The 21,318-nt window shown below is 36.1% G+C and carries 20 protein-coding genes; 19 read left to right on the top strand and 1 reads right to left on the bottom strand.

The annotated features are described in order from the left end of the window. Positions 1-53 precede the first annotated feature (53 nt). Complete coding sequence (locus AC6CH7_RS12190; RefSeq protein WP_498262977.1) at positions 54-752, top strand: DUF2461 domain-containing protein; 699 nt, start codon at positions 54-56, stop codon at positions 750-752. Here the strand turns inward: AC6CH7_RS12190 and AC6CH7_RS12185 are convergent. After that, positions 749-1,600: a universal stress protein gene (locus AC6CH7_RS12185; RefSeq protein WP_498262976.1), complete on the bottom strand. Its 852-nt coding sequence runs from the start codon at positions 1,598-1,600 to the stop codon at positions 749-751. The two genes, AC6CH7_RS12190 and AC6CH7_RS12185, sit on opposite strands and share 4 nt — an antisense overlap. Before the next feature lie 309 nt (positions 1,601-1,909). Here AC6CH7_RS12185 and AC6CH7_RS12180 point away from each other — a divergent pair, with 309 nt between their 5' ends. The 18 genes from AC6CH7_RS12180 to AC6CH7_RS12095 all read left to right on the top strand — a co-directional run bounded on the left by AC6CH7_RS12180 (position 1,910) and on the right by AC6CH7_RS12095 (position 21,312). After that, on the top strand, positions 1,910-2,635 hold the full coding sequence (locus AC6CH7_RS12180; protein ID WP_498262975.1) for a polysaccharide biosynthesis/export family protein: 726 nt from the start codon (positions 1,910-1,912) through the stop codon (positions 2,633-2,635). Between the two features lie 29 nt (positions 2,636-2,664). After that, positions 2,665-4,959, top strand: coding sequence for a GumC family protein (locus tag AC6CH7_RS12175; RefSeq protein ID WP_498262974.1), 2,295 nt, complete (start codon positions 2,665-2,667; stop codon positions 4,957-4,959). Between the two features lie 194 nt (positions 4,960-5,153). Next, positions 5,154-5,681 carry a UpxY family transcription antiterminator gene (locus tag AC6CH7_RS12170; protein WP_498262973.1) on the top strand — a complete coding sequence of 176 codons (528 nt, stop codon included), beginning with the start codon at positions 5,154-5,156 and terminating at the stop codon, positions 5,679-5,681. 18 nt (positions 5,682-5,699) lie between these two features. After that, positions 5,700-6,701, top strand: a complete 1,002-nt coding sequence (locus tag AC6CH7_RS12165; protein ID WP_498262972.1) for an acyltransferase family protein — start codon at positions 5,700-5,702, stop codon at positions 6,699-6,701. 10 nt (positions 6,702-6,711) lie between these two features. After that, positions 6,712-8,154, top strand: a complete 1,443-nt coding sequence (locus AC6CH7_RS12160; RefSeq protein WP_498262971.1) for a lipopolysaccharide biosynthesis protein — start codon at positions 6,712-6,714, stop codon at positions 8,152-8,154. Then, on the top strand, positions 8,151-9,320 hold the full coding sequence (locus tag AC6CH7_RS12155) for a DegT/DnrJ/EryC1/StrS family aminotransferase (protein WP_498262970.1): 1,170 nt from the start codon (positions 8,151-8,153) through the stop codon (positions 9,318-9,320). Before AC6CH7_RS12160 ends, AC6CH7_RS12155 begins: the two co-directional genes overlap by 4 nt. Before the next feature lie 26 nt (positions 9,321-9,346). Next, positions 9,347-10,204, top strand: a complete 858-nt coding sequence (locus tag AC6CH7_RS12150; protein ID WP_498262969.1) for a glycosyltransferase family 2 protein — start codon at positions 9,347-9,349, stop codon at positions 10,202-10,204. Beyond that, positions 10,198-11,304 carry a glycosyltransferase family 4 protein gene (locus AC6CH7_RS12145; protein WP_498262968.1) on the top strand — a complete coding sequence of 369 codons (1,107 nt, stop codon included), beginning with the start codon at positions 10,198-10,200 and terminating at the stop codon, positions 11,302-11,304. The genes AC6CH7_RS12150 and AC6CH7_RS12145 overlap by 7 nt, the downstream gene beginning before the upstream one ends. 59 nt (positions 11,305-11,363) lie before the next feature. Further along, positions 11,364-12,605 (top strand): DegT/DnrJ/EryC1/StrS family aminotransferase, encoded by a 1,242-nt coding sequence (locus AC6CH7_RS12140; protein WP_498262967.1) that lies wholly within the window; start codon positions 11,364-11,366, stop codon positions 12,603-12,605. Between the two features lie 11 nt (positions 12,606-12,616). After that, on the top strand, positions 12,617-13,213 hold the full coding sequence (locus AC6CH7_RS12135) for a sugar transferase (RefSeq protein WP_498262966.1): 597 nt from the start codon (positions 12,617-12,619) through the stop codon (positions 13,211-13,213). Then, positions 13,210-14,289: a glycosyltransferase family 1 protein gene (locus AC6CH7_RS12130; RefSeq protein WP_498262965.1), complete on the top strand. Its 1,080-nt coding sequence runs from the start codon at positions 13,210-13,212 to the stop codon at positions 14,287-14,289. The genes AC6CH7_RS12135 and AC6CH7_RS12130 overlap by 4 nt, the downstream gene beginning before the upstream one ends. An 11-nt stretch (positions 14,290-14,300) precedes the next feature. Further along, on the top strand, positions 14,301-15,530 hold the full coding sequence (locus tag AC6CH7_RS12125) for an O-antigen ligase family protein (protein WP_498262964.1): 1,230 nt from the start codon (positions 14,301-14,303) through the stop codon (positions 15,528-15,530). A 1-nt stretch (position 15,531) separates the two neighbouring features. Next, complete coding sequence (locus tag AC6CH7_RS12120; RefSeq protein WP_498262963.1) at positions 15,532-16,209, top strand: class I SAM-dependent methyltransferase; 678 nt, start codon at positions 15,532-15,534, stop codon at positions 16,207-16,209. Between the two features lie 32 nt (positions 16,210-16,241). Continuing rightward, positions 16,242-17,402, top strand: a complete 1,161-nt coding sequence (locus tag AC6CH7_RS12115) for a glycosyltransferase family 4 protein (protein ID WP_498262962.1) — start codon at positions 16,242-16,244, stop codon at positions 17,400-17,402. A gap of 11 nt (positions 17,403-17,413) precedes the next feature. Then, on the top strand, positions 17,414-18,619 hold the full coding sequence (locus AC6CH7_RS12110) for a pyridoxal phosphate-dependent aminotransferase (RefSeq protein WP_498262961.1): 1,206 nt from the start codon (positions 17,414-17,416) through the stop codon (positions 18,617-18,619). Then, entirely contained in the window at positions 18,603-19,208 is a 606-nt protein-coding gene (locus tag AC6CH7_RS12105; protein ID WP_498262960.1) for a hypothetical protein, read from the top strand. The genes AC6CH7_RS12110 and AC6CH7_RS12105 overlap by 17 nt, the downstream gene beginning before the upstream one ends. Next, a complete protein-coding gene (locus AC6CH7_RS12100; protein WP_498262959.1) occupies positions 19,144-20,202 on the top strand; it encodes an ATP-grasp domain-containing protein in 1,059 nt (352 codons plus the stop codon). Before AC6CH7_RS12105 ends, AC6CH7_RS12100 begins: the two co-directional genes overlap by 65 nt. 36 nt (positions 20,203-20,238) lie before the next feature. Next, positions 20,239-21,312, top strand: coding sequence for a glycosyltransferase (locus tag AC6CH7_RS12095; protein WP_498262958.1), 1,074 nt, complete (start codon positions 20,239-20,241; stop codon positions 21,310-21,312). The last annotated feature ends 6 nt before the right edge of the window (positions 21,313-21,318 follow it).

The following is a 21,318-nucleotide window of genomic DNA, read 5'->3' as shown; positions in this document are numbered from 1 at the left end:
CAAAAGCGCTCAGCTGGTATTCGTTTTGGCGATCGTTTTATTTAGTTTTGCATATGGCAAAGCTTCATTCAAAACCACAAATACATCCTTCTAGCTTAAATTTTTTAAACCAATTAAAAGAAAACAACAATAGAGAATGGTTTAACGAGCATAAAGAAGAATTCCAAAAAGAGCAAGGGCTTATAGAGTCTTTTGCTGATGGATTGTTGCAGAACCTAAATGTAGATGATGTAATAGAAACTCCTTCTGGACGAAAAAGTGTGTATCGTATTTATAGGGATACCCGGTTTTCTAAAGATAAAACGCCATACAAAACCCACTGGAGTGGTAGTTTTAGGCGAGCTACCAAGTATCGCAGGGGAGGGTACTACTTTCATATAGAGAAAGGAAATAGTTTTATTGCAGGCGGATTCTGGGGGCCATCGGCACAGGATTTAAAACAAATAAGGGAACACCTTGCTTTTGATGCCACGCCGTTGAGAGAGATTATACAGAGTGGGCCATTTATTTCAACTTTCGAAACATTGAAAGGAGAGCAGTTGAAAACTGCGCCTAAGGGTTTCAATGCAGATCATGAAAATATTGATTTGTTACGATACAAACAGTTTTTGCTTATCAGAAGATTTTCTGATGAGGAGGTTTTAAATGAGCGCTTTTTAGAGGAAGCAACGTTTACTTTTAAAAATATGCGCCTATTTTTTGACTATATGAGTGAGGTATTGACCACTGACATCAACGGAATTGAAATTTAAGTACTAATTAACTTGTTCGCTTCCTTTAAGATTAACAAGGGTAATTGCGTATTCAAAGCCAGTTTTCTTGTCATGCTTTTATGAAACAGTCCCTCAAAGAAACCATAAGATTTTGCAACTATTATAACTATACCTGAAGCATGCTGTTTTGCAAACTCCATAATTCCTAACGCAACGTCTGGATTATCTGTATAGTGGTATTCCGGAGTTTCATTATCCCATAACTTGTGGAGGTTATATTGTTCTGTAATGCTATCAGGATTAAAATGAGCTGATTCATTGTGATCAACATTTAACAAAAGGAGTTTGGTATTTAAAGCATGCATAAATGACTTTATGGTATTTACCGGACTTGTTTCACTTACTTCTTTCAAATCACAGCTTAACACGATGTTTTTTATAGTTGTGTAACTGGACTGGTTAGGAATAACAAGAATGGGTAGTGATACGCCTTTAACTATACTTATTGTGTTGCTACCTATTAAGGCTGTAAGCCCTCTGCTTTTTCCTGTAATGCCGATTACAACAAAAGGATCGGGATATTGTTTGGAGAGCTGTTCTATGCCCATTATTATGGGATTGTCGTCAGCAAAGATTTCGATAGAGGTACCTTCTGCGCATAAATCTGAAATCGCTGTTTTTAAATTATTAAGTGATATTATGCTTTTCTCATGTAAAATGTGTGCATCTCTATTCTCAGGAAAGGGAATCTCGGTAGCAATTGGTAATTCATAGGAGTGATATAACAAGATTTGTTTTGCATGGAGTTGTTTACTTAACGATGCTGCGTACCGTGCTGCATTTAATGCAGATGCAGAGAAATCAGTGGCAATGATGATCGTTTTCATGGATTAGCTCTTGATTCGATATTATTAACAATTAAAGTCAGCAGATGTTTTACTTTTCTAAAAACCAAGACTGAGTGATCACGCAGGTTGTGAGAAACTTATAACTACTTATTGTGAAAAATATTTCACAAGTATGTGCAATAAACTGTGAACTTTTTACAAAATGGTTTACAACTAGTTAAAGTATGGTTCATGGATTATAATAAGTGTGTAAATTCATATCATAGTATTTAATCAAACATTTATTGTGTTTAATTTAAATTATATTTTATGAATCTAAAATACCTCTTATGTTACTTAATATTAATTATGTTAAGTAGCTGTTCCAGACAAAGGAATTTAGTTTATTTCAGTGATCTTAAAGGAGCGAACGAAAGCAGTTCACAAGTTTTAGATGCTGGAGAGCCTACCATACTTCAAAATGACGTGTTAGGTATTACAGTTAATAGTACCAGCCCCGAATCTAATATTTTATTTGCTTCTGCTCCAAGCAATCCAACAGTAGGTGGAATGTATGAAAGAGAAGGTTACAGGGTGAATAAACAAGGATATGTGAAGTTCCCTGTTCTTGGTCAAATTAAATTACAAGGTTTAACCGTAGGCCAGGCTCAGGCATTAATGGAATCGGAACTTAATAAGTATGTGAAGAATGCCATCGTAAATATCAAGTTTATGAATTTTAGGGTTACCGTTATTGGAGAGGTTAACCACCCATCAACTTTTACAGTAACCAGTGAGAAAATAAATCTGCTTGAAGCGCTTGGCTTGGCGGGCGATATGACGCCTTACGGCAAAAGAGAAAATGTTTTACTGATTAGAGAAATGGATGGACAGAGGAGGATGGAGCGGGTAAATTTGAATAGTAAAGATGTGCTTAATTCTCCTTACTTCTATTTAAAGCAAAATGATGTCATCTATGTGGAGCCTGATAAAGCAAAATCAGTTGAAGTAAGTAGTAATAACCGATTAATGCCACTAATTGTTGCAGCGATCTCTGCTGTGGCTGTTTTGGCTACAACTTTTTTGAATAAGTAAGGTAGTGTTAATCTTTTAAACTTATTGTGATGGCTTACAACAAACAAAATCCGACGAACAGCCCTGACGTAAAGGCTCAGATTATGAAATATGCTAAATATTGGTATTTCTTTGGACTTGCACTGCTTTTGGGCTTAGGTGGTGCGTGGTTTTATCTTCAAACTCAGGTACCTAAATATAGGGTAACCAGTTCACTGCTTGTTCAAGACGACTCGAAAGGAGATGGCCTGTTAAAAGGAACGGCTTTTAGTGACCTGAATATGTTTAAGACTTCTAAAACCGTTGATGATGAAATGGAGGTAATGCGATCAAGAGATTTGATTTATAAGGTTTTATCTGATCTTAAAATGAATGTGAGGTATCATTACAACCTGCCTTTAAAAACGCAGGAATTATATGGAAAAAACCTGCCAATGGAAGTTGTGGTAGATAAACTTACTGATAAAGCACGTGCCTTAAAGCTTACTTTAAGGGCTATAAACAACGACCAGTTTATTTTGGGAGAAAAAGATAAGGAAACAATTTACAGATTCGGTAATAAAATAACACGCCCACAATTCAGTATTGTAGTTCAAAGAGGGGAAGGATTTGAGGTCTCGGGTAAAACGGTACATTTTGGCTTTGTAGATCTTTATCAGTTGGCTCAGGCATACAGCTCTAGTGGTCTGGTTATTTTGCCAGTAATTAAAGATGCTAACACCATTGTTCTTAGTGTTTTGGATGCTATACCTCAACGTGGGGTTGATATGCTGAATACGCTGATCTACAGATATAACCTGGAGAACGTAAGCAATAAAAATTTAATGGCTTTAAATACCATCAAGTTTATTGATGGTAAATTAAAAATGCTGACCAGTAATTTATCGGGAGTTGAGCAAGACGTAGAAAACTACAAAAGAAACAATAGGATTACTGAACTGAGTGCAGATGCACAGATGAACTTACAGTCGTCGGGTAATTATAATGATCAGCTTTCGACCAGCGAAGTGCAATTGAGTCTTATTCAATCTATAATTTCTTACCTAAAAAATGCTGATAGTGAATTTGAATTGGTGCCCAGCACCTTGGGCTTAAAGGATCCAACTTTGCTAAATCTGACCGAAAAATATAATAATCTGCAGATTGAAAGACAAAAGCTGTTGCGCAATAGTAGCGTTAGCAATCCTTTGGTGATAAATCTTACTGAGCAACTAGCCAGCTTAAAAGGCAGCTTGCTAGAAAACCTTAGTATGATAAGAAGAGGTTTAACTTTAGAGAAAAACAAATTAAACAGCAAATCATCGCAGTTTGCGGCTAAATTAAATAGTGTTCCGGTTATTGAACGGGGCCTATTGGAAAGAAGTAGAGAACAGAGTGTTAAGACAACACTTTATCAGTACCTGCTTCAAAAGAGAGAAGAAACAGAACTTTCATTGTCTGCCACTATACCAACTTCTCAAATCATAGATAGACCCGCTTACAATCCTACTCCTGCAAAACCCAAAGTACAAATGATTTATATGCTGGGGATGATAGCCGGCTTATTTGTTCCATTTTCTGTAATCTATGTTAAAGATAAAATGAACAATAAGGTGAAAGATATTTATGATGTAGAATACATAGCTATAAATGGAAAGATTCTGGGTGAGCTTAGCCATAAAGCAATAGGAGAGTCTATTGTGGTCCATAGAGATAAAAGCACGACTATATCTGAACTGTTCAGGTATATAAGGTCGAATCTGCAATTCATGAATACGAATAAGAGCAACAAAGTTCTGCTGGTAACTTCTACCACAAAAGGCGAGGGCAAGACCTTTTTTAGCATCAACCTGGGCATTACCTTGTCGTTGGTTGAAAAAAAGGTGGCAATACTGGAGTTTGATTTGCGCAAGCCTGATTTGCTGAATAACATGAACATAAAAACGAAATTGGGCTTATCTGATTATTTGAAATCTGAAAGCATGGTTATTGATGATATTCTGATAAAGGCCCCTCAATCTGATAATTTATATGTGATTGGTTGTGGGGAGATATCTGAGAGCCCTGCAGAAATTCTAATGAGTCATAAACTGAAAATTTTGTTTCATGAGCTTAAAAAACGGTTTGATTATGTTATTGTAGACACTTCTCCGATTGGGCATGTAGCCGACGCGTTTACGCTTGCAGAGTATGCTGATTCGAGTATTTATCTGGTTCGGTACAATTATACAAACAAAGCAGATTTGGCAATATTTGAAGAGATCTGTGAGAACCGAAGATTGATAAATCCTATGATCGTATTTAATGATGCTAAAAAAGAGAACAAGAATGCCTACCGCTATGGTGGCTATGCTTATTCGGGATAGGCTAATATAGGGATTAGCTGATACATAAAGTTTAGTGGGGTTGGATGTAGTGACAGATCGGTAAACGTGACCGATATATTCAAGAAATGGACGGTGCGCAACAGAATTTTTCTCTAAAACTGCGATTTATCATGTAAGTGAGGTAGCGAAGCTGTATCCGGCCACAATCTAATTAATAATCTCAAATCAAAATTATGGAAAATCTGTCCACCATCAGAACCAATATGCCACGCAGGTGGTATGTGGTCTACACCCGTCCACGATGGGAAAAAAAGGTTGATGAATTGCTTAAACTACAAGGCATTACCAGTTACTGTCCGGTAAGAAAGGTAAAGAATAAATGGGCAGATAGGATAAAAGAAGTAGAACTTCCTCTGTTTAATTCTTATGTTTTTGTACACATAGATCCCAGAGAGGAGCTTAAAGTAAGGGTTACTTTAGGGGTAATGAACTTTGTGTATTACATGGGGAAACCCGCACAGGTTAGAGAAAGTGTTATAGAGGATATAAAACGTTGTCTTGAAATATTCCCTGACACTGAAGTTATGGCCTTTCAATATTTGGAAATTGGCGACAGGGTAAAAATTAAAGAGGGGTTGATGAACCTTAAGGAAGGCAGGGTGATAAAAATTCAGGAAAGAACTGTAGTAGTGGTAATTGATAGTTTGAGCTGTGTTTTAACCACTAAAGTTGCAATTAATAGTCTTGAATTAATTAATTAAGACAAATCCCATAAAATTATGGTACGCTTAAAAGAACTGGATGTTTTAAGAGGAATTGCAGCGCTTAACGTAGTTATATTCCATTATACATCTAAGTTCAGAATGAATTTTGGCCATAATTATCCTTCGAAATTCGATTGGGAGATTGGCCGTTACGGAGTAGAACTGTTTTTTATGATCAGTGGCTTTGTAATTTTCATGTCTCTTCAAGGGAAAATCTCATTAGAAGATTTTGCTTATAAAAGATTTTCGAGGCTTTATCCAACTTATTGGATTTGTGTATTTATAACATTTTTAATTGTAAACCTTTCTCAGGATCCTAAAATGGAAGCAAACAGTATCTCGGTTCTTTTGATGAACATGAGTATGATCCAAGGTGTTTTCGGGATTAAGAATGTTGACGGGGCTTACTGGTCGTTAGTACCGGAACTGTTTTTTTACGCTTTAATGGGTGTCTTGTTCCAACTCAGATTACTAAGTAAAACGAGGACAATAGCTGTAATATGGCTAACCCTAATGATAAGCAACAGCCTGTTTGTATTACCTTTTGGGGCTTATTTGCTGAATTTGCAATATGGAATGTTTTTCCTTTCGGGAATTCTTTTTTACAAAATAAAATTTGATGGAGGGGACTGGCGCGAACACATTTTGATTGGTGTTTGTTTTTTAGCGGGGGTAATAGAAAACCCAACGTTGATCTGCTTTGGTGTGTTTTCCGGGATATTTTGCTTGTTTTACCTGTTTGTTTACGACAAGCTTACGCTGCTTACGTGGAAGCCTTTTGTGTTTCTGGGTTATATTTCTTATCCGTTATATCTATTGCATCAGAACATCGGTTTTGTGCTGATGAGAAAAATAGAGCGATACATTTCTAACGAATTTCTGGTAATTTTTATAGGCATCATTTCTATGATAACCATAGCATGGCTGGTAACCCGGTTTTTGGAAAAACCAATACTTCATTTTTTAAGGAGCTATAGGTTCCATAAACCCAGGTATTCAGGTTCCTTTCAAAAATAAACCCTTAACCATGTCTTTGCAGAAAAAAACGATTTCGGGGTTAATCTGGAATTTTACACAGCAGTTTAGTGTGCAGCTAATTGGTTTCTGCATTACCATGATACTGGCCAGGATTTTATTGCCTGCAGAATTTGGCCTTATTGCAATGCTGACTGTATTTATTGCCATAGGTAACTCTTTATTAGAAAGCGGCTTGGCGTCGTCGCTAATACGATCGTCGGATTTGGGACAGGATGATTATTCAACGGTATTCTTTTTTAACCTGGGCGGAAGTATTGTATTGTATGCCATTATTTATCTGCTTGCACCTCTGATTGCTTCATTTTATCGTCAGGATGTGTTGACGCTGATTCTTAGGGTTTATGCAATAGACTTTATCATAAATGCTTTTTATGGAGTGCAGAACGCACGGTTAACAAAGGAGATGAATTTTAAAATTCAAATGAAAATTCAGATCCCTGCGGTATTGATGGGTGGACTATTGGGCGTTTTTTTAGCACTGCAAGGGTACGGAGTATGGAGCTTAGTTTGGATGGGTTTGTTTCAGTCTTTTTTATCGACAGTGATGCATTGGCTTTATTCTGGCTGGACACCAAGTTTTGTATTCAGTAAACGATGCTTTAAGAAGCACTTTTATTTTGGCTATAAAATGACCTTGACTGGATTACTAGATATCCTTTATAAAAATATATATGTATTAATTATTGGTAAGTATTATTCTGTTGTACAGTTAGGTTTTTATTCGAGAGCGGATTCAGCTAGTCAGCTGCCAATTGCAAACATATCTGCAGTAATAAATAAGGTTACTTACCCCATGTTCGCATCGATTGCCGATGATGATTTGAGGTTGAAAATGGTTTATAAACGATTAATGCAGCAGGTTATTTTCTGGAATACGCCTATTCTGATTCTGCTGGCTGTAATTGGAGAGCCTTTATTTAGGTTTCTGTTTACTGATAAATGGTTGCCGGCAGTACCATACTTTCAAATTCTGTGCATTGCAGGTATTATGTATCCTTTGCATGCTTATAACCTTAACATATTAAAAGTAAAGGGTAGGAGCGATCTGATACTGAAACTAGAATTTATTAAAAAATCTATTTGTGTAGTGGGCATTTTGTGTGTGTTTCCATTTGGGATATATGGCTTACTATATTTTCAGCTGATGTTCAATTTTATAGGTTATTACATCAACTCAATTTATAGTGGGAAACTGATCAATTATGCTATTAAAGAGCAAATTATGGACATCATTCCAATGATTGCAACCTCTGTTTTTGCAGGGATATTATGCTATCTGGCTGATATGCTATGCTTCAGCACACTCCAGTTATTAGATATTACCAGAATTATAATAGACGGCCTGTTTTTCTCTCTTATTTACCTGGCCAGCAGTTCAATTTTAAGACTTGCACCAATTCATGATTTTAAACAATTAATCCTAAAGAGATGATACCTGTAACCAAACCTTTTCTTCCAAAAGTTAACGAATTTGAAGCGTACATTCAGAGCATTTGGGAACGTCAGTGGCTTACCAATAATGGGCCATTGGTAAATGAACTTGAATTGAAGCTCAAGAATTATTTGGAAATTAAACATTTACTGTTTGTTTCGAATGGTACAATGGCATTGCAAATTGCCATTAAAGCACTTGGCCTGAAAGGTGAAATTATTACAACACCTTTCTCTTTTGTTGCAACTACAAATAGTATTGTATGGGAAGGCTGCAAACCGGTATTTGTAGATATTGATGAAGAGACTTTTAATATAGATCCTAAAAAAATTGAAGCTGCAATAACGCCTCAAACATCAGCCATTCTTGCTACCCATGTGTATGGTAACCCATGTGATATCGATGCCATACAGGAAATTGCAGACAGGTATTCATTAAAGGTAATTTATGACGCTGCACATTGCTTTGGTACAAAATATAAAAACAAATCGGTATTTGCTTATGGAGATGTGAGTACAACAAGCTTCCATGCGACTAAAGTGTTTCATACGATTGAAGGAGGTGCAGTATTTACTCAATGTCCTGACTTATTGAAAAAGATGGCCTTAATGAGAAACTTTGGGCACGATGGGCCGGATGAATTTTCTGAGTTGGGCATAAATGGCAAAAACTGTGAATTTCATGCTGCTATGGGGTTATGTAACCTGAAAGAGATTGACGAAATTTTAGACAAAAGAAGATTGTTGTCATTTTATTATTGGAAAGCTTTAACTAATCTGGAAGCCAGATATCCAAAGCTAAACGAAAATCTGGATTACAATTATGCGTATTTCCCTGTATTGTTTGATAGTGAAGATTTAATGCTGAGATGCTTAAAAGCGCTGGAGAATGAAAAGGTGTATTGCAGAAGGTACTTTTATCCATCTCTTTCTACTTTGCCTTTTGTTACATCACCTCATATGCCGGTATGCGATTCGGTCTCAAAAAGGATTCTTTGTTTACCGCTTTATCACACTTTAACATCCAGTGACCTTGACCTGATTACAAGGATAATTTTAAGGGTACAAAATTATGATCGTCCGGCTGAGGTCGAAAGATTGAATCACATGATTCCTGTAAATAACCTGAAGCCCGTATTTGCCGGCTTACAAAATGGAGCTGTCTAACCCCTTAATAAAAAAATAATAGAGCTATGCCTACACATGAATTAATGGTATCAGTATGTTGTATCACGTATAACCACGAAAAATATATTGCTCAGGCTTTAGATGGTTTTTTGATGCAGGAAACCAATTTTAAATTTGAAATCCTGATTGGCGAGGATAATTCTTCAGACAACACAAAAGCAATCATCGAAACATATTGTACAAGGTATCCAGGTTTGATCAAACTGATTAGCCATGATCCCAATATAGGTGCGATAAGAAATCAAACTGACGCAGTAGGACGCGCAAAAGGAAAGTATATAGCGATGTGCGATGGAGACGACTTTTGGACAGATGCCTCTAAACTGCAGAAACAGGTGGATTTTCTGGAGGCCCATGATGATTATGTGATCTGCTGCCATCATAGTGAAGTGATTGATGATTTTGATAAGCTGGTTTATGTAAAAGATTCGCCGGTAAGTTTGGAGTTTGATTATAAAGATGTTCTGCTGGGGAAAAGAGAGGAAACGAGAATCTGCTCTTTGATGATGAGGAATATTAAACAGGTAACGGGCGTAGCGGAACAAAGCTGGTATTTCGAAACTTATGGTACAGATACGCTTTTAAAATTATATGCAGTTGCAAATACAGGTAAAAAGATTTATGTGTTACCTGAAGTGATGGCATGCTACAGGCACCACACTGGCGGAATATGGAGTATGATAGATCCGAAGATTAGGAAATCAAGAATGATAAGCGATTTTAACCTTACGATAAAGAACTTCAAATACTCGTCGCTTCAAAAGAGAGAACTGTTGAAAATCTATTTTAAACAATATTTTCTATTTGATATCCGGTATTTCAATTTCAATAATGCATTCCAAACAATTACCTCATTATGGTAAGAAAATATAAATTGATCTTTGCCATTAATAGCCTTTTTGGAGGCGGAGCGGAGCGTGTGATTTCGAACCTTGGCAATTATTTTTATAATAAAGGCTTTGACGTAACTATGGTTTGCCTGAATGAGGCTAAACCTGCTTATCACTTAGAGAAGGGAATAAAAATCATTTCTCTTGTAAGCAATATCCGAAACCAGTCTTTTTTTTTCCGGTTATGGTATGGGGGAGTAACCCTTTTTAAGCTGTTGTTTATCCTGATAAAAGAAAAACCCAGCTGTGTGGTGTCATTTATGACTTCTGCGAATATATGGATGGGCCTTACTTGTAATATTTTAAAAACACCTTACCTGGTTTCTGAACGTATTACTCCAGACTATACCGTAAATCAGCTTAACCATTTCTTAAGATGGCTATCGGCAAGAGTCTATAGTAAATCCAAAGCGATTGTTGTTCCCTCAAAAGGAATGGTTGATGGCTTCAAAAAGAATAAATCATTTAGTGCACTAAGGAATTTTGAAGTCATAAATAATCCGGTCAGCCAGTTTAGTGCCGCCTGTATAGAAAGAGTTTACCCTCGTAAATTCATTCTTAGTGTAGGTAGGCTGGACCATCAGAAAGGATTTGATTTATTAATAAAGGCTTATAAAAAACTTGAAATGCAGGATGTAGATCTTTTGATTTCAGGGGAGGGTGGTGAGCGCGAAAATCTTGAAAAACAAATCAAAGATTTAAACCTTAACGATCGGGTGAAGCTGATTGGTTACCAGAAAAATCTTCAGGACTATTACAGACAGGCAGAAATGTTTGTGCTTTCATCGCGAAATGAAGGATATCCCAATGTACTTGTTGAAGCCATGAGTTTAGGCTGTGCCTGTGTGGCTACCGATTGTGAATTTGGGCCTTCAGATATTATAGAGAATGAGGAAAATGGCTTATTGGTTGAAGCAAACAGTATAAAATATCTTTCTGAAGCAATAGAAAGAACCTTGAGGGATCCCGCCCTTAAAATAAAAATGTCTGTAAATGCTCAGTTGATTAATCAGACAAACTCCCTAGAAAACACTTTCGCAAAATGGGAAAAGTTAATACTAACTCATATTTAAATCCATAGAGATTTAATAATCAATTTATTAGGCTTGCCAAATATTAAAATCTTAAAGATATGAACATACCTTTCTCTCCTCCATTTATCGATCAGGCAGTGATTGATGAAGTGCTTGATTCTCTTCGTACCAACTGGATTACTTCTGGACCAAAAGTTAAGGCCCTTGAATATGAGCTGTTGAATTTAACGGGATCTAAAGCCACTGTTTGTGTGAACTCCTGGACCTCGGGAGCAATTATGATGCTGAAATGGTTTGGCATAGGTGATGGAGATGAAGTTATTGTACCGGCCTACTCTTATTGCGCTACCGCTTTATGTGTTTTGCATTGTGGAGCCATACCTGTAATGGTAGATATTTTAGACGACTTTACTATTGATCCGGCAATGGTGAAAAGTAAGATTACAAAAAAAACGAAAGCAATAATTGGAGTTGATATAGCAGGGCTGCCATGTAATTATAACGAGTTGCGTGAAATTGTAAATGATCCTGCAATAAAAAGCATTTTTAAACCTGTTACAGCAAAACAATCTGAACTGGGAAGGATATTATTGATGTCTGATGCTGCGCACTCCATTGGTGCAACTTACGAAGGGCTGCCCGCTGCTCAGAAATGCGATGTAACTATTTTTTCTTTTCACGCCGTTAAAAATATTACGACTGCTGAAGGAGGCTGTATCTGTTTGAATTTACCTCCTCCTTTTGACAATCAGGAAGAATATAGTTTTTTGAAGATCTTCTCGCTAAATGGGCAGAATAAAGATGCATTTGCAAAATCAAAAGGAGCCAACTGGAGATATGATATTCTTTTTAAAGGATTCAAAATGAACATGCCTGATATCTGTGCTGCAATTGGATTGGCTCAAATAAGACAATACAGTAATACATTGCTTCCACTCCGTAAAAATATATTTTTAAAATATTGTGCTGCATTTAAATCTTATGATTGGTTCATTGAACCCACCGGAAAAGACGAAATAAGGGAAGGTTCGTACCATCTTTTTCCATTGCGCATTAAAGGAATTACTGAAGCGGAGAGAGATCAGATTATTGAAAGCCTGGTAAACTGGGGCGTGATTGTAAACGTTCATTTTATTCCAATGCCGATGCTTACATATTTCAAAAGCATTGGATACGCTATAGAAAATTACCCCAATAGCTATAAACAGTTTGCCTGCGAGATTTCATTGCCGATATATCCCCAGCTCTCTGATCCGGAGGTCGACTTCATCATAGAATCTGTTATAGGGGCTGTTCATCAGGTTGTTGAGATCAATAAGTTGGTTAGAGTGTTGTCATAAAATCATATAACATGATTGCGAAAAGGGTGTTTGATATAGTGTTCTCATTGGGTGGTATGATCTTTTTGTCGCCGGTGTTTATTGTGATCGTTCTTCTTTTAAAGTTAGACTCAAAAGGGAGCATTTTTTACAAGCAACTTCGGGTGGGCTTAAATCAGAAGAATTTTAAACTGATAAAGTTTAGAACGATGTATACCGATTCAGATAGAGCCGGTTTATTGACTATTGGAGATCATGATTCACGTATTACCAGAGTTGGATGTTGGCTGAGGAAATATAAAATAGATGAACTTCCACAGTTAATTAATATTTTAAAGGGAGAAATGAGTTTTGTCGGCCCCAGGCCAGAAGTACTTAAGTATGTTGAATTGTATGACGCCTCTCAAATAAAAGTACTTAGCGTGAAACCTGGCATTACGGATTGGGCATCCATTCAATATATAGATGAAAATCAATTGCTTGCAGCAGCAGAGGACCCAGAGAGTTTTTATATAAATACGATTATCCCTTCAAAAATTACTCAAAACTTAAAATACATTGATCACCACAACCTTTGGGTTGACCTGAAGATCATTTCATATACCCTGAAAAGTATAATTAGAAGATGAAAATATTGAAAGTTTTGGATTGGCCATCAAAAAGATTTTATGGCGAATCACATCATTTTTATCGCTGGAAAAAGAACCTTCTTGAACACGATTTGAAAGTAGAGTTTTATTATGATCATAATGATAAAAGATTAAGGGGTGCTGATTATTTGCTATTGCATTCGCGGTATTTTGCAGATGGATGGCAGAACATACATACCAGATCTTCTAAAAATGAGGATGAGCTGATTATGTATTTAACAGAAATGAAACGAACAGCAGGTAGGCTGATTTGGTTTGATGCTGCGGACTCTTCTGGATCCAGCGATTTTCCAATTATATCTTTTGTTGATGTTTTTATGAAGAAACAGCGACTAAAAAACCTTGATTATTATACCGTTTCAAATAAGGTAAATGACTTAAGGATATGGTTGAACACGATTTCGGATGATCAAAAAACAACTTTTGTGCCCTGTCCTGAAGCCGAACTTCATAAAATTAAACTTGGCTGGAATATCGGGTTTAATGATTACAGATATTTTGGGTATAAAATGAGCAGATTAAGTAATTATTTGAGTTATCGGGTGTACCCGACTCATTTATCTACTTATGATAAAGACAGGAGATATGATTTGGCTTTTCGTGGGACAATCCATAAAGACAATGGGAATAGAAACATGATCTCTTATCAAAGAAATCATGTTTTAAGTCTTTTTGATCGTTTGAACCTGCAAATAGCAAGTGGCGGAAATGTGAGTAAGGCAAGATATTGGAAAGAGCTAAGGGCTTCGAAACTTAGTATTAGTCCGTTTGGCTGGGGAGAAATCTGCTATCGAGATTTTGAAACATTTATTTCTGGATCTGTACTGATTAAGCCACTAATGAATCATCTGGAAACTTACCCAAATCTGTTTATAGAAAACGAAACCTACGTTCCCATTAATTGGAATTTGGAAGAACTTGAAGCTCGTCTGGAGCATATGGCGGCTCATTATGATGATTATAAACACATCGCGAAAAATGGCCAGGAGAAATTTTTTAATGCGATTAATGATTCCGAAGGTTTCATAAAAACTTTCAAACAAAACATAGAATAGCTTATACGCATATGAAACTAATTGCAGTTGTATTTATAGTGTTGTATTTATACAGCCTGTCGTTCGGGGTTTTTATGACAAATTTCTTTAGAATCCCTACGCCTCTTATTTTCTGTTTACCACTTATTTTTTTATTTAGGGAAAAAGATGGGGTAGGATTTTTATACAAGAGAGAGCTTCTTCTTCTGGGAGGTGCCATTTTTTTGTACAACGCAATTGGTTTTTCAGATTACATGGTATTTATGGCCAACACCTTGTGTATTGGAATGTGTGCGCTTTACTTTAATTACTTTGTAGGTGCAGATAAAGAACGATTTACGATTTCTGTTTATGTTTTTATTGCTTTACTGGCATTCTCATCAATTGTAATGGTTCTTAATCCATTTTATTTATCAGAAATAAATAATCTAAGGTCAATGCTAATGGGGGAGCCGGTTGTGCAGAGTCCTTCGGGAATAGCAACATACCAATTTAATTTTGGGTATCAACTGGCCGCCCTGGTTCCTTTTCTATTCATTTTTACTTTAATATTCGATAAGGCTCTTGTAATTAAAATACTTAGTCTTTTGGCTTGTTTACTCTTTATATATCTGGGTATGCAGCGCTCGGTATTTGTTGGTTTTGTTTTCTCAGTTTTCCTGTTTTTAATATTGTATTACAATTACAAAGCGATTTTTATTGTGGTGTTTGCTGTATGCGCTGCTTTTGTATTCTACACATACATTTTGAAAGATAATACAGATTCCTATAATAATATTCTTACCAAGAATGAACATAATATGGACGAGTATAATCGATCGACCCTTGCTGCTGAAAATTTAAGAATCTATTCGGAATATCCGTATGGGCTTATATTTTATGGGAAGGATTGGTCAGATGTTACTTATCGTAATGAGGTATTCTCGTCAGGGATTACTTCGCACAATGCTTACCTGATGTTTCTTACCTATGTTGGACCTTTTTTGGGTTTGGGGATATTAGCCGGTTTGTACTATAAGATTGCAAAGATCATTATCAATGCATTTGGAAATGTTAAGAAGAAGAAATATGCCTTGATGGTTTGCCTTTGTTGTTCATTTATAGCCGTTTCCATCAACTCATTATCGCACAATTCATGGCTTGTTAGCGCAAATGGCCCTACATTTTTCCTGTATTTCGCGATTTTGCACTTAAACTCTTTGCTGAACAGAGAAGCTGAGCCAGACGAAGATGTAGTTGTTACCCATATTAAAACAGAATGATATGGATAAGGAAATCATTAGAGATATCATAGGCTGGGATACTACAAACTGGTGGAGGGCAATTGGCTATCTGGACAAGAATGCGCCGATACACGAGAGTGGAAAACAATGTTTGGAATTAGGAGCAGCACGGGGTGGATTATCCCTTTGGCTTGCACTTAGGGGCAACGCTGTACTGTGTACGGATCTTAAAAATCCGGAGCCCGTAGCAAGTGAAATTCATTGTAGATATGAATGTAGTGTTAATATAAGTTATGCGGCCCTGAATGCAACCGATATTCCTTTTAAGAACCAATTTGACATCGTCGTCTTTAAATCGATACTTGGTGGAATTAGCCAGAATAATAGAAATGAATATAAGGCAAAAACGATACATGAGATTTATGCGGCCTTGAAGCCTGGAGGAATGCTTCTTTTTACCGAAAATCTGGCAGCTACTAATCTCCATCGATTTCTGAGAAGCAAATATGGTACTCCCGGATGGAATTATCTGGAAATAACTGAAGTAGAAGAACTATTTAGTGTATTCAAATCAATTAAATATACAACAACAGGATTTTTTGGGTGTTTTGGCAGGACTGAAAAGCAAAGGATCCTTTTAGGACACCTTGATAGGGTATTGGAGTTCATCATCCCAAAGAGAAAAAGATACATACTAAGTGGTATTGCAACTAAATAATTTTTTGAATCGGATTTCCAGTACATATAACAATGGAGAAAATCAAAATAATGCACCTTATAGGTGATTTAACTAAAGGAGGAGCTGAACGCTTTGTAGTTGATTTGTGTAATGAGCTTGCTAAGGATGACCAATGCGAAGTTTATTTGGTTTCCATCTGCTCAAATGATCCGCAAGAGACATTTGTGAAAGATGTTCATAAAAATGTTCGATATGTTTCTTTCAACAAAGGAAGAGGATTTAGCTTAAGGGCTTTTTTGACTTTAACAAAATGGCTGAGTAGGGAGGAACCTGATGTGTTACACTCCCATTTAAATGGCTTTGAATATCTGGCACTATATCTATTGGCTAATAAGCGCACACTTTTCTTTCATACCATTCACAATATTGCTGTTGCGGAATGTCCAAATTTTATACTCAAAACCTTTAGAAGGTTATGGTATAAAATAAATAAGGTTAAGCCCGTTACGATCTCATTTGATGGCAAGAAAACATATAGAGATTATTATCAGCTGGATAATGACATTTTAATTGAAAATGGAAGGCAGGACCTGGTAACAACTGATGAGTATCCTTTATTAAATGAAAAGTACAAGGAGGGAGAAGACGCTTTTATTTTAATTCATGTAGGACGAATTGTATCGGAAAAGAATCAGGATTTATTAATCAGGGCTGTAAAGAAATTTAATGTTACTGAAGAAAAGAAATGCAAACTGATCATTATTGGAGAGGTTAAAGAAAAGCGTTTGTACCAGCATTTGCTGGAAATGGTTAATAACGATCCATACATAGAATTTATAGGTGGAAAGCATAACGTTGTGGATTATTTGAGTATAGCTGATGCATTTTGTCTTTCAAGCATATTTGAGGGAATGCCAATTTCTTTAATCGAAGCCTTATCGGTAGGCTGTATTCCAGTCTGCACTCCGGTTGGGGGTATTAGTCAGATGATCAGACATGGGAAAACAGGATTTTTAAGTAAAGATGTAAGCGTAGAAAGTTATTACGATGTATTGAAAGAGGCCCTTTATCATCCTGATAAAAAGATAATCAAACTAAACGGAAGGCTATTCTTCAAATTAAATTACCACATTCAGGCATCTGCAAATGCCCATTTAAAAACCTATTCTACACTGTTGATGTCGGGTAAAAACAACATGGTGAAAGGGTACCAGATGATTACTAAGATTTAACTTAAATAAAGATGATAAAATTTACTAGTGACGAACTCAAAGTTGTAAAGAAAATTGAAGCATTAAAGAATGAGGCAGGTTCCCATTCACCGAGTTTCTTTACTTTCAAACAGAAACTCCCAGAGGTAGACATTAAAGTAGATGCTTGCTTTTTATCTAATCCTTATGCAACGGATCTGTTTATTGAATATTTTAATAAGGAAATTCTTCATACCGGAAATATCAGAGATTTATTGGAGAGTTATCCGTCTCAAAATAGTGTAATTGCTGAGATTTTAGCTGATTTCTTAAAAATTGATTCAGGGAATATTTTTATTGGCAACGGGGCTATTGAAATCATTCAAGCTGTTATCCATAATTTCACCAAAAGGAAGATTGCCATTACTATACCTACCTTTTCATCTTACTATGAGTATGTTAAGGATGGAGTAGAGGTGGTGTATTATAATTTATCCAAGAATAATAATTATAACCTTAATGTAGAGGAATACATTGCATTTGTTAAGCTAAATAAGCCAGACACCATAGTTTTGATTAATCCGAATAATCCAAATGGTGGTTATACAAAAGCTGCTGATGTACAGCGAATTATAGAGGAGCTTTCATTTGTAGACAATATTATCATAGATGAAAGTTTTATTCACTTCGCATATGAAAGTGAATCCTACCAGTTGGTATCATTATCTCATCTTGTTAAAGAACATCCTAATGTTATTGTTTTAAAGAGCATGTCGAAGGATTTTGGAGTTGCTGGTGTAAGAGCCGGATATGGCGTGATGAGAAAGGAATATGTTGATCTTTTATTAAAGAACGGTTATTTGTGGAACTCGAATGGTTTTGCGGAATATTTCTTTCGGTTATACACAAGAGAGGATTTTGCATTTAGATACGATAAGGTAAGGGTGAAATATATTGTTGAGACGCTGGAATTTATACAGGAGTTGAGGCAGTTGCCAAATATTAAAGTTTACCCAAGTATGGCCAATTTTGTGCTTATTGAGTTACAGGAAGGCATAAAATCAACCGAGTTTGTAGCCAAACTGCTTATAAGTTATGGCATTTACGTAAGAACGTGTGACGATAAAATTGGCTTAAAAGGACAATTTATAAGATTAGCATCCCGTTCAAAAGATGAGAACGATTATGTAATTCAAAGCATAAAAGCATGTATTCAGATGAATGACGTTTTGAAATTGGTAAATGAAACGGTTATTTAAAGTAGTAGTTTTTGGGATTTGTAGTTTGTATTTCAAGTATCGCTTCAGAAGGTCTATAAAAAATACCGTCCGGAACCAGGAGATATACCTTGTTGATATAGATAACACCCTTGCCGATACCTGGCCATCACTACAAGATTATGTTTATAGAAATGAAAACCACCGGTATGGATCCTTATCGATTTTTATCGGGATGCGCAACTTTATACTGGATAAAGCCAGAACCAGACAGAAAGTAATATTTATATCTGCAAGGAGCTACCTTGACTACTTCTCGACACGTAAATGGCTGGCTGCAAATGGGCTAAAGGCTGATTGTATCATTCTAGTTAGAAAGGCTGAAGACAAGCTTGACTATATAAATGAACTACTAAGTAGGGATGTATCTGTAGTATACATAGATGACTTGAGTTATGGTCATGAGTTTGGAGCGATGAAATTATACGAAAAGGTAATATTGAAATTGAAGGAAATGCCAATAAAATACTTAGGTATTAAAGAAATAGAACTAATCAATTCAGCTTATGAAACCAGTAATCAAGGTACTAAAGAGAATAGCGCGTATCATCAGAATTATAGTAGCAATTAAATGGCTAAAACTCTGGAGACTGCATGATGCTAACAGTGATATTTTAGTTTGGATTCCCTTTAGGTCTATTAAATATTTTGGGTCAGATGCATTTATATGGGATATGGCTACTATTGCGGGATTGATAGCAGAAAATAAAAGGATAAAACTTGTGTTTAGCCTGGCCATTGGGAAATACCATAACAAGAAGATCTTTTTCTCCATTAGCAATCGATACAATATATACAAGTTCGATAACTATACCCATATATTGTCGCATATTACCATGCAACTTGAACAGCAGGGAAATTCAGTATTTCCGAAACATAGCGAAACCATGTTATGGGAAAATAAAACCTATATGCATCAAGTGTTTTATGTAGAAGGTGTTAATGAGCCTAAAACAAGAATTTTTGAATCAGTTGAAGACTTACAAAAGGCCAATATCCGTTTTCCTTTTCTCATCAAAGCAGAGCATTCTTCTTCTTCAGAGGGGTTATACAAAATATCATCTCCAGAAGATCTTTCAGACCTTGTTTCGAACAAGAAATTTGTTGCAGAGAACAAGCATATTATAGCACAGGAGCTGATTAATATGAGAAAAGACCTTAGGGTTATTTTGGTTAAAGGGGAGATTCTGCTCCATTATTGGAGAATAAATTTAAATGAAGAATGGAAACCAACTTCGACAAGTTATGGAAGTAAGGTAGATTTTGATTTCTTTCCCGAACAGTGGAGAGAACATATTATAGAAACCTTTAAATCATTAAAAATCACTACCGGCGCTTTTGATGTTACCTGGGAAAATGATGACCTGAATACGAAGCCTATTTATCTTGAAGTTAGTCCATTTTATCAGCCGAATCCTAAAATGGAACTAAAGGAGAAAGCATACGCCTTTTATAAGCAGCATTTCAGCTTATTTAATTCATGGGATGTTAAGTACGTAAATGTTGTTTTTGATATTAAGCATAAACAGGTAAAGGCATACCTGGAAGATTCCTTAGCTAATTAAGTTCTCGATTAATTTTCCTCTCAAATAAAATAGTTTATGAAAGTGAATAAACGGGTGATCTTGATGACCCCATCTATGAGCAAGGGCGGAGCGGAAACTCAGCTACTAAAAATTGCATCATTTCTGCAATCAAAGCATCATAAAGTATTGATCATTTCTTTAAAGCCCATTGATGAATTTAATGGTGATATCAGAAAAGCCGGGGTAGAAGCTTTGTTTTTAAGGAATTGGTCTAGTTCTCCGTTTTCGAACATACAGATGCTGTATAAAACCATTAAAAAATTCAGGCCTGATGTAGTTATTGCTTTTATGTTCATTGCAATCATATTTGCACGCTTATTAAAGCTGAGACTTAAATTTAAGTTGATCTCTACCATTAGAATATCTGTGATCCCAAAAAAATGGTATATGCCCTTTAAGCTTACCGATGGACTTGACGATGCTGTTGTTTATAATTCGGTTGCTTCAATGATGAATTTTGAAAAGCAAAAACTGGTGAGTAAAAGAGGTATTGTAATTCATAATGGAATTACTATACCACAACATACTAAGAGCGACGGAGAATTGGTAAACGGGAGCTTTAAATGGATATGTATTGGTCACTTTAGATGGAACAAAGACTATTTAACACTCTTTAAAGCAATAGCGCTTTTAAAACATAGAAATTTTACGGTAGATATTGTTGGAGATTTAAATGGAGAGTTGTGGCCTAAGAAGACCATTGAGGAGCTAAATATTCAAGACTATGTTAATATTATAGGCTTTAAGAAAGAAGCACATAGTTTCTTAGGTCAATCAGACGCTTTTGTGCTTTCTTCCTTTTCAGAAGGCATGCCAAATGCTATTCTAGAAGCCATGGCATATGCCAGACCTACCGTTGTAACAGATGTTGATGGAAACCATGAATTGATTGAAAAGGCACAATGTGGTTTGTTATGCGAGAAGCAAAATGAACATGATATGGCCAGTAATATGTTAAAGATAATGGATATGTCTGCTGCCGATAGAACAGCTCTTGGTACCAAAGGGCGGCAACACATTAAGGCGCGATTTAGTGAAGAGCAAGTGATGGGAGAATGGATGCAATTGATTGACGGCCTGGCCGGTTAGTGCTAT

The organism is Pedobacter sp. GQ55, assembly GCF_059758925.1.
The sequence above is the reverse complement of the archived record's forward strand: the minus strand, read 5'-3'. Positions and strand labels throughout refer to the sequence as shown.

Bases quoted from the DNA above. Each gene is read 5' to 3' on its own strand.
- AC6CH7_RS12190 (WP_498262977.1), top strand. From the start codon at position 54: ATGGCAAAGCTTCATTCAAAACCACAAATACATCCTTCTAGCTTAAAT.
- AC6CH7_RS12185 (WP_498262976.1), bottom strand. From the start codon at position 1,600: ATGAAAACGATCATCATTGCCACTGATTTCTCTGCATCTGCATTAAAT.
- AC6CH7_RS12180 (WP_498262975.1), top strand. From the start codon at position 1,910: ATGTTAAGTAGCTGTTCCAGACAAAGGAATTTAGTTTATTTCAGTGAT.
- AC6CH7_RS12175 (WP_498262974.1), top strand. From the start codon at position 2,665: ATGGCTTACAACAAACAAAATCCGACGAACAGCCCTGACGTAAAGGCT.
- AC6CH7_RS12170 (WP_498262973.1), top strand. From the start codon at position 5,154: ATGGAAAATCTGTCCACCATCAGAACCAATATGCCACGCAGGTGGTAT.
- AC6CH7_RS12165 (WP_498262972.1), top strand. From the start codon at position 5,700: ATGGTACGCTTAAAAGAACTGGATGTTTTAAGAGGAATTGCAGCGCTT.
- AC6CH7_RS12160 (WP_498262971.1), top strand. From the start codon at position 6,712: ATGTCTTTGCAGAAAAAAACGATTTCGGGGTTAATCTGGAATTTTACA.
- AC6CH7_RS12155 (WP_498262970.1), top strand. From the start codon at position 8,151: ATGATACCTGTAACCAAACCTTTTCTTCCAAAAGTTAACGAATTTGAA.
- AC6CH7_RS12150 (WP_498262969.1), top strand. From the start codon at position 9,347: ATGCCTACACATGAATTAATGGTATCAGTATGTTGTATCACGTATAAC.
- AC6CH7_RS12145 (WP_498262968.1), top strand. From the start codon at position 10,198: ATGGTAAGAAAATATAAATTGATCTTTGCCATTAATAGCCTTTTTGGA.
- AC6CH7_RS12140 (WP_498262967.1), top strand. From the start codon at position 11,364: ATGAACATACCTTTCTCTCCTCCATTTATCGATCAGGCAGTGATTGAT.
- AC6CH7_RS12135 (WP_498262966.1), top strand. From the start codon at position 12,617: ATGATTGCGAAAAGGGTGTTTGATATAGTGTTCTCATTGGGTGGTATG.
- AC6CH7_RS12130 (WP_498262965.1), top strand. From the start codon at position 13,210: ATGAAAATATTGAAAGTTTTGGATTGGCCATCAAAAAGATTTTATGGC.
- AC6CH7_RS12125 (WP_498262964.1), top strand. From the start codon at position 14,301: ATGAAACTAATTGCAGTTGTATTTATAGTGTTGTATTTATACAGCCTG.
- AC6CH7_RS12120 (WP_498262963.1), top strand. From the start codon at position 15,532: ATGGATAAGGAAATCATTAGAGATATCATAGGCTGGGATACTACAAAC.
- AC6CH7_RS12115 (WP_498262962.1), top strand. From the start codon at position 16,242: ATGGAGAAAATCAAAATAATGCACCTTATAGGTGATTTAACTAAAGGA.
- AC6CH7_RS12110 (WP_498262961.1), top strand. From the start codon at position 17,414: ATGATAAAATTTACTAGTGACGAACTCAAAGTTGTAAAGAAAATTGAA.
- AC6CH7_RS12105 (WP_498262960.1), top strand. From the start codon at position 18,603: ATGAAACGGTTATTTAAAGTAGTAGTTTTTGGGATTTGTAGTTTGTAT.
- AC6CH7_RS12100 (WP_498262959.1), top strand. From the start codon at position 19,144: ATGAAACCAGTAATCAAGGTACTAAAGAGAATAGCGCGTATCATCAGA.
- AC6CH7_RS12095 (WP_498262958.1), top strand. From the start codon at position 20,239: ATGAAAGTGAATAAACGGGTGATCTTGATGACCCCATCTATGAGCAAG.